Here is a 10,476-nt window from a genome sequence, read left to right on the forward strand (position 1 = left end):
AACATTACAGACGCAAAAGTTGTATATCGTGTTCGTAGAAAAGTAATTTTTCCTGCTTGGTATTATTGGCGAAGACCTAATATAGGTTCCGAAAGTCAAGAAATAACCAATGGCGAAACAGTCTCTGATGCTTCTGGAAACTTTTATATCTCATTTATGGCAACACCAGATAAAAGTGTAGATAAAGAGAATTTGCCTGTTTTTACTTATGAAATTACTGCAGATGTTACTGATGTTAATGGAGAAACCAGAAGTGCCACCACAAACGTAAAAGTAGGTTATCACGCTATGGTTGCCACAATATCTATGAATGAAACCATTGATAGAAACAGTAAAAAAACAGCAATAACCATTGATACAAAAAACCTAAATGGCGAATTTGAGCCTGCAAAAGGTACTTTTAAAATCTACAAATTAAAAGCACCTAAAAACCCTTTAAGAGAAAGACCTTGGAATACACCAGGCTTTCAAGATATTTCAGAAAAAGAGTTTCGAAAAATGTTTCCTAATGAAGCTTATTTTGAGGATGAAAACAAAGACGAAAACTGGAAAAAAGGAGCATTGGTTTTTAACGAAACTTTTAATACCAAACAAAGTAAAGAAATCGACTTAAAGGATACTAAAAAATGGGAATCTGGAAAATATATCGCTATTTTAGAAAGCGAAGATAAATTTGGAAACGCTATTAAAGATCAGAAAAAAATAACTTTATTTTCTCCGAAAGACAAAAAAGTAGCAGACAATCAATTATTTGTTATAAAAATCAATAAAAACAGCTATCAACCCAACGAAAATGTTGCTCTACAAATAGGTACAGCCTCTAAAAACATGCATGTAGTACTTCAAATAGAAAAGAACTACAAAATTATTGAAACCAAAATTATTCGTTTAAAAAACGAAATAAAAACGATCAAAATTCCGGTTCGAAAAAGTGATATTGGTGGTTTTGCTATTAAATATCATTTTGTAAATTATAATTATTTTAAAAGTGGAAGTTTGCTAATAAACGTTCCTAAAAAAGAAACAGCTCCCATAGAAATTATAACGAATGTATTTAGAGATAAATTACAACCAGGTGCAGAAGAAACTTGGAGTTTTTCTATAAAAAATGACAAAAATGATGCTATAACTGCAGAAGTATTAGCCTCTATGTACGATGTTTCTTTAGACGAATTCAAACCTCATAATTGGCAATTTAACCCTATTGCTACAAAAACAAATTATTATTCTTATCAAACTAGTAGCGCTAACAGAAGTTTTGGTGTGGCTTATTTTAATATGGAAAACAGTATCAGAAGTTACTATCACATACCCAACATAAATTACGCGAGTTACAATTGGTTTGGTTTTAGTTTTCAAAATAACAATTGGTTAAATAGGCAGTATGTTAGAAACTTAAAAAGAAAATTACAAAGAACTAGAAAAGATTTTGACGGCATTATAACAGGAGTTGTAGAGGACGTAAATGGAGAACCATTACCTGGAGTTTCAATACTAATAAAAGGAACAGACTTTAAAGCAGACACAGATTTTGACGGGAATTACAAACTAAAAATAAAAAAAGGAGATGTTTTAGTCTACAGTTATCTTGGTTATAAAACAAAAGAAGTAGTGGTAAACAGTCAAACCAATATTGATTTAGCCTTACAAGAAGATGCAAATGCTTTAGATGAAGTGGTTGTAATGGGTTATGGGACAACAGAAAAAAAGAGTTTAACTGGATCTGTTAGTTTTTTAAAAGCTGAAAATGAAAAATCTTCTTTGCTAAACGGTTTTACTTCAGGTGTTGAAGTTATGAGTGATAACATGAATTGGAACCCACAAAATACTAGTATTAAATTTAGAGGTAATTCAACTATTTCTAAAAATGAAAACCCTCTAATTGTTATTGATGGTGTTGTAATGACACAAGCAGATTTAAAATCTTTAAACCCAAATAATTTAGCAGAAATTACCGTTTTAAAAAACTCAGAAGCCACTGCTTTGTATGGTTCTAGAGGTGCAAATGGAGTGGTTGTTATTACTTCTAAAAAAGCATTAGAAAAACAATTGGCTCAAGTAAAAGCGCGTAAAAACTTTAAAGAAACAGCGTTTTTCTTTCCACAACTAAAAACAGACAAAAACGGAAAAGTAAGTTTTACGTTTACGATGCCTGAAGCCTTAACCAGATGGAAATTGCAATTGTTAGCACACACAAAAGAACTTAAAACTGCTTCTAAAACGCTTAGTGCTATTACTCAAAAGGAATTAATGGTGGTACCAAATGCTCCAAGATTTTTAAGAGAAGGAGATGATATTATTTTGAGTGCAAAAATTTCAAACTTAACGAACAATACATTAAATGGTTTTGCAAAATTGTATTTAACTGATGCTATTTCAGGAAAAGAAATTAATATCGAATTAAAAAACATCAATTCTAATAAAAATTTCACCATTGATAAAGATGGAAATACCAATGTTTCTTGGAGCATTTCTATACCAAATACGGTACAAGCTGTTCAATATAAAATTGTGGCAAAAGCAGGTGCTTTTTCTGATGGAGAGCAAAATGTTTTGCCTGTTTTAAGCAACAGGATGTTGGTTACAGAAACTCTGCCTATGTTTATACGTTCTAATGAAACTAAAACTTTTACATTAGAAAAATTAAAAAACACTTCGACAAAGCTTAGTGAAGATTCTTCATCAACGCTAAAAAATCATCAGCTAACCTTAGAAATGACCTCAAACCCTGTTTGGTACGCCATTCAATCTTTACCTTTTTTGATGGAATATCCTTATGAATGTGCAGAACAAACTTTTGCTAGATATTACGCAAATACCTTGGCTAGTTTTGTGGCAAATTCAAATCCTAAAATTCAAGCGGTATTTAATGCTTGGAAATCTTCTGATGCTTTGCTATCAAACTTAGAAAAAAATCAAGAGTTAAAATCTATCATTATACAGGAAACTCCTTGGCTAAGAGATGCCCAATCTGAAACTGAGCAAAAAAAGAGAATTGCATTATTATTCGATTTAAATAAAATGAAAAATGAGCAAGAAAAAGCCATCAACAAATTGCAAGAAATGCAAATGAACTCTGGTGGATTTCCTTGGTTTAAAGGCAGTAGATATGCGAATAACTATATTACGCAACACATTGCCACTGGTTTTGGTCATCTACAAAAAATTGGTGTTATGCCTTTAAAAACATCAACAAAAAATATGATTGCAAAGTCTGTAGCATATTTAGATGGTGAGTTGCTCAAACAATACAGAAAATTATTAGATAGGGCAGAAAAAACAAAGGCTTTGTCAAAAAATACAAAGAAAGGAGCGCAAGCATATAAAGAGTTTTTAGCTAAAAACAATTTGAATTATTTTACAATTCAGTATTTATACATGCGAAGTTTTTATAAAGATATTCCTAGAAGCAATGCATTAATTACAGCTGTAAATTATTACCAGAATCAGACTATCAAATTTTGGAACGATTATAATTTGTATGCAAAAGGACAAATTGCATTATCGTTATTTAGAAGTGATAAAAAAACAGTTGCAAATCAGATTTTAAAATCATTAAAAGAAAATAGTATTACTTCCAATGAATTGGGAATGTATTGGAAATCTAATGTCGCTGGGTATTATTTTTATCAAGCTCCTGTAGAAACGCATGCGTTAATGATAGCAGTTTTTACAGAAATAGAAAATGATGAAAAAACTATAGACAACTTAAAAATTTGGTTGCTAAAAAACAAACAAACCAACAGATGGAAAACCACCAAAGCAACCACAGAGGCTGTGTATGCCCTTCTCTTGAGTGGAAGTGACTGGACAGCGATTACAGAAATGGTAGCAATTAAAGTTGGTGAGAAGGAAATAAATCCATCAGAAATAGACGTTGTTAAAGTTGAAGCTGGAACAGGATATTTTAAAACCTCTTGGAATGGTGAAGAAATTGAACCAAAAATGGGTGACCTAACCATCACCAAAAAAGAAAAAGGAATTGCTTGGGGTGGTTTGTATTGGCAATATTTTGAGGATTTAGATAAAATTACTACTAGCAAATCTCATTTACAATTAAATAAAAAATTGTTTTTAAAAGTAAATTCTGACACTGGTAAAAAATTGCAAGAAATTACCAAAAACACTAAATTAAAAGTAGGCGATTTAATTACTGTAAGGATAGAATTGAGTACCGATAGAAATATGGAGTTTATTCACTTAAAAGATATGAGAGCTGCTGGTTTTGAGCCTGTAAACTTCCTTTCTAAATACAAATGGCAAGACAATTTAGGCTATTATCAAAGTACAAAAGATGCTGCAACCAACTTCTTTTTTGAAAGAATTCCTAAAGGTATATATGTTTTTGAATACGATGTTAGAGTGAATAATGCTGGTAATTTCAGTAACGGAATTACCACAATACAAAGTATGTATGCTCCAGAATTTAGTAGTTATTCTAAAGGAATAAGAGTTTCTGTAGATAACTAAAAAATTATTTAACGGATGTCTAGTCTATACAACAAAAACTAAATTTAATGGTTTTTCAAATGGACTAAGGATAAACTGTTTTGAGTTAATTGAAAATTTATATTAAATTTACTTTTGTAGTATTAACCAAATAAAAATCAAATTATGAAGAAAGTATTATTAGTATTCGGAATTGTTTTAGCAGCAACATTATCTACAAACGCACAAGATGTCTCTAGCAATGCCATTGGTTTGCGTTTAAGTGGAGGTAATGGTTTAGGGGGAGAAATCACTTATCAAAAAGCATTAAGTGGTAATAATCGATTAGAAGTAGATTTAGGTTTGGGTAACGATTTTAGCGACTTTAAAGCAACAGGATTGTATCAATGGGTTTGGAATTTAGAAGATAAATTTAATTGGTATGCAGGTTTTGGTGCTGGGTTAATTTCTTACGGTCAAACGGGTATTTTTGGTGCCGGAGTTATTGGTATTGAATACAATTTTAATGCTCCTATTTTAATCTCTTTAGATTATAGACCAGAGATAGGTATTTCTGGTGGATTGAGTGGTGTAAACTCTGATGCAGCTTTTTCTGTAAGATACCAATTCTAATTAAAGAAATAAAAAATTATAAAATCCTCAACATGTATTTGTTGAGGATTTTTTTGTTTTGTAATAATAATAATGTTTTATATTCGCTTTTAATTAATATTAAAAAAAAACTATGAAAAAAGTACTTATTACATTAAGCTTGGTATTTGCCTTTTCACTATCCTCAAATGCACAAGAAATTGCCAACAATACCATTGGTGTAAAACTTGGCAACACCCTTTTTAATTCTTTAACTATTTCTTACCAAAAAAAGATTTCAGAAAAAAGTAGATTAGAATTTAATTTAGGTTCAGATTTTGAGGCCGCATCTTTTTCTGCAGGTTATCAAAGAGTGTGGGCTTTGAACGAAGATTTAAATTGGTATGGTGGTTTACAAGCTGGATATGGCACAGGCAATAACGATTTTAATGGAGGTGCAATTATTGGATTGGAATATAATTTTGAATCGCCAATATTACTATCTATAGAAACCACGCCAATTTATATCACTGAAAGAGATGGTGTAGATTTTGGAAGTGGTTTTGCTTTAGGAGTTAGATATCGTTTTTAAACTTTTAAAAAAAATAAATAAAAAATCCTCAACAAGATGTTGAGGATTTTTTATTTATTTTGGAGGAAACTCATTTAATATTTTAAGTACCACTTTTTCTAACTGTTTCTTTCGTTCTTCTGGTTTTCTATTTTGCTTCACAACATCACTATAACTTCCTTCCCAAAACAACAAATTTGTTTTGGCATCTATAAATTTTATAATTAATTGTTCTTGTACTTTTTCACCTCCAATTGGTATGCCTCCAGAAATACCAAAACCACCATTTCTACCTCCACTACCTACTCCAATTCCAATAGTGTTTCTACTTACATTTTCGTTTATTTTAGTGTCAAAATAAATAAAAAAATCTGGTGTTTTACTTTGTGAAAAATCACTATTTATTAAATGGTTATAAATAGCATCTGTAATTCTTTTAACATCAAATTCGTTTAAATTTTCTCCATTATCTTCATAAAAATCGAAAGATTTATAGTTCGCAAAATTAGTGTCTCCATCATAATCTATAACTACTTTAGCCGTAGAACAACTTACTAAAAGACTTAAAAAAAGTAATTTTAGTTTTTTCATACAACTATTTACGTTCTTTTATTACCACTCTTGTGGGTGTATCTTTACCATTTATAATACTTGCAGTACCTTTTGCAACTGCTTGTATGGTTTGTGTAATTACTGTCATATTTAAAGTTTCTGCCTCATCTGTAAGTTTATGATAATCTGGGTCTACATCAATAGGAGTTGTAGAAAATGTATGAGAAGGCACACCTAATCTTGCCAAAGAAGCATTGTCTGACCTAAAAAACAAATTGAATTTTTTGTAAGGATCTGGAAATAACTGATACCCTGTACCTTCTAAATTCTTTTGAATAATTTTCCCAAAATCACTTCTCTCAAAACCTGTTAACCAAGCTGTATTAGGTCCGAAACTTGGCACTTTACCAATCATTTCTAAATTTATACCAGCCACAAATTTGCTAGCATTAATTCCTTTACCAAAATGTGTAGAACCAATTAAACCCATTTCTTCTGCAGTAAAAGCTGCAAAAACAATGGTTCTTTCATTCCCCATTTCTTTAAAATATTTTGCCAATGTTAAAACACCTGTTACTCCAGAAGCATCATCATTAGCACCATTGTAAATCAGGTCTCCTTCTCCACTCTTTTTTTTCCCTAAATGATCATAATGTGCGGAAATTATCACATACTCGTCTTTTTTAGTATTCCCTTCTAAAACACCAATAATATTGCTAGAGGTAATGTCTTCTTTAGTTCTTCTATTTTTAAAAGTAAAAGTTTGTCTATAAGATTTTAAATCTCCAAAAGTTGTTAAGCCTAGTTTTTCAAATTCATTCTCTATATATTTTGCGGCTTTTTCAATTCCTGGTGTACCAGATTTTCTCCCTTCCATTTCATCAGATGCCAACGTATATAAATGTTTTTTTACAAGGGTAGAGTCTATAAAAAAAGAATTTATAATTTTGTTATTGGTTACACCATTTGCACCCGGTTTACCGTCTGCACCGTCTTTACCTAGTTGTACAACTTTACAGCTATAAACGCTAAAAACAAACACCATTGCCATTAAAATACTCTTAAATACTCTTGTCATAATCCTTTAAAATTTAAGGGCTAAATATAGCGAATAAAAATAAGAATAATATCGTAAAATCGATTTTGAGTAGTAATAATTACTTCATTTTAACTTCAAAAAAACAAAGCTTAAAACACATATTTTTATGTACTTTTGATAAAAATATTACAAATGATTTTATCGGAAATACCAAACATAAAACACACCACTTCAAATAACTTTTTCTTATTAGCAGGTCCTTGTGCCATTGAAGGCGAAGAAATGGCGTTACGAATTGCAGAAAAAGTAATTGCTATAACAGATAAATTAGAGATTCCTTACATTTTTAAAGGTAGTTTTAAAAAAGCCAATAGAAGTAGAATTGATAGTTTTACAGGTATTGGAGACGAAAAAGCATTAAAAATTTTACGCAAAGTTTCCGAAACTTTTAACGTACCCACAGTTACAGACATTCACGAAGTTTCTGATGCTGCAAAAGCTGCTGAATATGTAGATGTTTTGCAAATTCCGGCTTTTTTAGTGCGACAAACAGATTTAGTGGTTGCTGCTGCAAAAACAGGTAAAGTGGTCAACTTAAAAAAAGGACAATTTATGAGTCCTGATGCCATGAAACACGCTGTGCAAAAAGTTAAAGACGCTGGTTCTAATAAAGCTTGGATAACAGACAGAGGTACGATGTTTGGCTACCAAGATATGATTGTAGATTTTAGAGGCATCCCAGAAATGCGCGAATTTGCGCCAACTATTTTAGATGTTACACATTCTTTGCAACAACCCAATCAAACAGTTGGAGTTACAGGTGGTAGACCAGAAATGATAGAAACCATTGCAAGAGCTGGAGTAGTAAATAATGTTGATGGCTTGTTTATAGAAACCCATTTTAATCCTTCAAACGCAAAATCTGATGGAGCCAACATGCTACATTTAGACAACTTAGAAAAATTGTTAACCAATTTAGTTACTATTAGAAAAACTGTCAATAATTTATAATAGATTATTAATTTTTATTTGGGCGTTTTAACTGGCTTTCGCTACTCGCTTTTTTCTGAAAAAGAAAAAAGAGCTTAAACAATTAGCTTGTCTTGAGCGAAGTCGAAAGTCTCAATCCCGAACGTACTTACTTAATTCCAATAAAAAATAATATAAAACCCTTCATTTTAAAACATGAAGGGTTTTATATTTAAAAAAAGGCACAATAATTGTTTCCCTAAAGTTGTTTACCTTTTTACCATGAAAAACCTTTTAGCACTTTTTTTATTGTTTACAATTAATTTACAAAGTCAAGATTTTAAAAATGTTGATAGGAAAGTTTCTAAATATCCACCTTTTTCTAAGGTAGAAGATTTAGCTGCTAAAATTAAAACAGATTTCTCTTCAGACCCAGAAAAAGCAAGAGCCGCATTTTATTGGTTGGCAACAAACATCAATTATAATTTAAAAGAATATTACAATCCTACACCAAGAACATATAGTTTTCGCTATAAAAATGAAACTGAAAAACAGCAAAAAATAGCTGCTGCAAAAAATAAAATTATAGAAGCTGCTTTTAAAACAAAAAGAGGTGTTTGCGAAGAATACGCACAATCTTTTAAAAAGATTTGTGATTTACTAAATATAGAAGCTGCCGTAATTAAAGGGAATGTTAGAAATACTGCTGACGAAATCGGTGTAATACAAAAAACTACAAATCATGCTTGGAACGCTGTAAAATTAGATGGCAAATGGTTAGTATTAGATGATACTTGGGCCGCAGGGGCTTTACAAAATGGAAGATGGATAAGAAGTTTTGACAATTATTTTTATAACATTCCCAAAGAGAAAATTTTTAAAACGCATTTACCAGAAAAATCTATTTGGGTTTTACGATTTGGTAGAATTACTCCACAAGAATTTTATAACCAACCCATTTACGGACAGGTCTTTTTAGCTTTAAAAACCGAATTAGTATTACCAAAAAATGGAATTTTAAAGGCTGATAAAAATAAAAAGATAGAACTTAAACTCAAGAATTTACCAGACAGTGTGAATATTTCTTATATTACAGGGAATCAGAAATATGCACGAAAGCCTATTTTGAAAAAAGAAAATAAAATTACAATACTTATTCTAGAAAATGTAAAATCAAGAAGTACTCTAGTTATTTATATTGATAATAAAGATTCTTTACACTTTAAAATAAATTAAAAAAGAGATTATGAAAAAATGGATCTTATTATTGTTTTTTAATTTTTTAGTTTCACTTTCTTTTACTCAAGAATATAAGAGTATAAAAAAAATTGTAGAAAAATATCCAAAATTTAATTCAGCAGAAAAAATAGCGGAAAGAATAAGTTTAGATTTTAATTCTGATTATTTGAAAGCAAAAGCCGCTTATTATTGGCTAGCATTAAATATCAATTACAAAGAAAATATCTCTAATTTTATTAAATCACCCGAATACACAATATATTATAATGAAAGAGATTTAAAAAGAAGAATAAAAATACAAAATGATAAACTAGTTTTAAAAACACTAAAAACTAAAACTGCTGTTTGTAAAGGTTACACATATTCTTATAAAAAAATATGCGATCTTTTAAATATAAAAAATGAAACTGTAAAAGGGTATGTAAAAAATACACCTAATAAAATTGGTGAGTTTGCCAAATATAAAAATCATATTTGGAATGTTATAAAAATAGAAGAAAATTGGCAGTTTATTGATGTCACCTTCGGTTCAAATCGAGTATTTAAAAATAACAAATGGGTAAAATCTGTAAACATGGTTTATTTTGACATTGACGCAGAAAAATTAGGTTTAACGCACTATCCAGAAAAACAAAAATGGATTAATTTAATGAAACAAAAGTCTTTATTAGAGTTTTGTTTTGAACCTATTTATTACAATGAATATTTTGTTTCTAATGTAGAGATTATGAGTCCCAAAAAAGGCATCATAGAACCAAATCCTGAGGCAAAAAAAATTATACTAAAATTTAAAAACCTTAAAGATTTAGATATTAATTATAGCTATGGTTCTTCTAAAAATAGTTTACAACCGAAAGTATATTTAAAAGATGATAAAAGCGCAATAGTTTCTATTAAAAAACCAAGTAAAAATGATTTATTAAACATTTTTTTCAATAATAAACTGGCAATGCAGTATAAAATAATATTAAAATAATGCTAATTTCTTTTATAAAAACCTTTGTCTTTTAAAGAATGTGCCTCTTTTAAAACTGTTAATAAAATTTCTTCATTAATATCTTCTAACTTATAGTATCGTAAAGATTTA

General features: G+C 29.8%; 8 protein-coding genes and 1 pseudogene. 6 read left to right on the plus strand and 3 right to left on the minus strand.

Annotated elements, in window-relative coordinates; all coding sequences use genetic code 11:
- The 3 genes from ACTG3S_RS01310 to ACTG3S_RS01320 form a co-directional block, all read left to right on the plus strand.
- Positions 1-4,470: carboxypeptidase-like regulatory domain-containing protein (locus ACTG3S_RS01310; RefSeq protein ID WP_439127572.1), on the plus strand; the 4,470-nt coding region annotated here is incomplete at its 5' end.
- Between the two features lie 144 nt (positions 4,471-4,614).
- Positions 4,615-5,061, plus strand: coding sequence for a hypothetical protein (locus ACTG3S_RS01315; RefSeq protein WP_439127573.1), 447 nt, complete (start codon positions 4,615-4,617; stop codon positions 5,059-5,061).
- A gap of 112 nt (positions 5,062-5,173) precedes the next feature.
- Entirely contained in the window at positions 5,174-5,611 is a 438-nt protein-coding gene (locus tag ACTG3S_RS01320; protein ID WP_439127574.1) for a hypothetical protein, read from the plus strand.
- A gap of 54 nt (positions 5,612-5,665) precedes the next feature.
- Here the strand turns inward: ACTG3S_RS01320 and ACTG3S_RS01325 are convergent, their stop codons facing one another.
- Together ACTG3S_RS01325 and ACTG3S_RS01330 are read right to left on the minus strand one after the other, a co-directional pair.
- Entirely contained in the window at positions 5,666-6,181 is a 516-nt protein-coding gene (locus ACTG3S_RS01325; RefSeq protein WP_439127575.1) for a DUF4136 domain-containing protein, read from the minus strand.
- Positions 6,182-6,185: 4 nt separating this feature from the next.
- The gene (locus tag ACTG3S_RS01330; RefSeq protein WP_439127576.1) at positions 6,186-7,220 is read right to left on the minus strand and encodes a M28 family peptidase; all 1,035 of its coding nucleotides are present in this window, start codon (positions 7,218-7,220) and stop codon (positions 6,186-6,188) included.
- Positions 7,221-7,373: 153 nt separating this feature from the next.
- On the opposite strand from ACTG3S_RS01330, the gene kdsA reads away from it, so the two are divergent.
- The 3 genes from kdsA (at position 7,374) to ACTG3S_RS01345 (ending at position 10,365) form a co-directional block, all read left to right on the plus strand.
- Positions 7,374-8,192: a 3-deoxy-8-phosphooctulonate synthase gene (kdsA, locus tag ACTG3S_RS01335; RefSeq protein WP_439127577.1), complete on the plus strand. Its 819-nt coding sequence runs from the start codon at positions 7,374-7,376 to the stop codon at positions 8,190-8,192.
- Between the two features lie 174 nt (positions 8,193-8,366).
- The gene (locus ACTG3S_RS01340; RefSeq protein ID WP_439127578.1) at positions 8,367-9,386 is read left to right on the plus strand and encodes a transglutaminase domain-containing protein; all 1,020 of its coding nucleotides are present in this window, start codon (positions 8,367-8,369) and stop codon (positions 9,384-9,386) included.
- Positions 9,387-9,396: 10 nt separating this feature from the next.
- The gene (locus ACTG3S_RS01345; protein ID WP_439127579.1) at positions 9,397-10,365 is read left to right on the plus strand and encodes a transglutaminase domain-containing protein; all 969 of its coding nucleotides are present in this window, start codon (positions 9,397-9,399) and stop codon (positions 10,363-10,365) included.
- 2 nt (positions 10,366-10,367) lie between these two features.
- Here the strand turns inward: ACTG3S_RS01345 and ACTG3S_RS01350 are convergent.
- Positions 10,368-10,476 (minus strand): annotated as a pseudogene (locus ACTG3S_RS01350) (DUF1801 domain-containing protein); the annotation flags it as partial.

This window comes from Polaribacter sp., from assembly GCF_965656025.1.
Classification (GTDB): Bacteria; Bacteroidota; Bacteroidia; order Flavobacteriales; family Flavobacteriaceae; genus Polaribacter.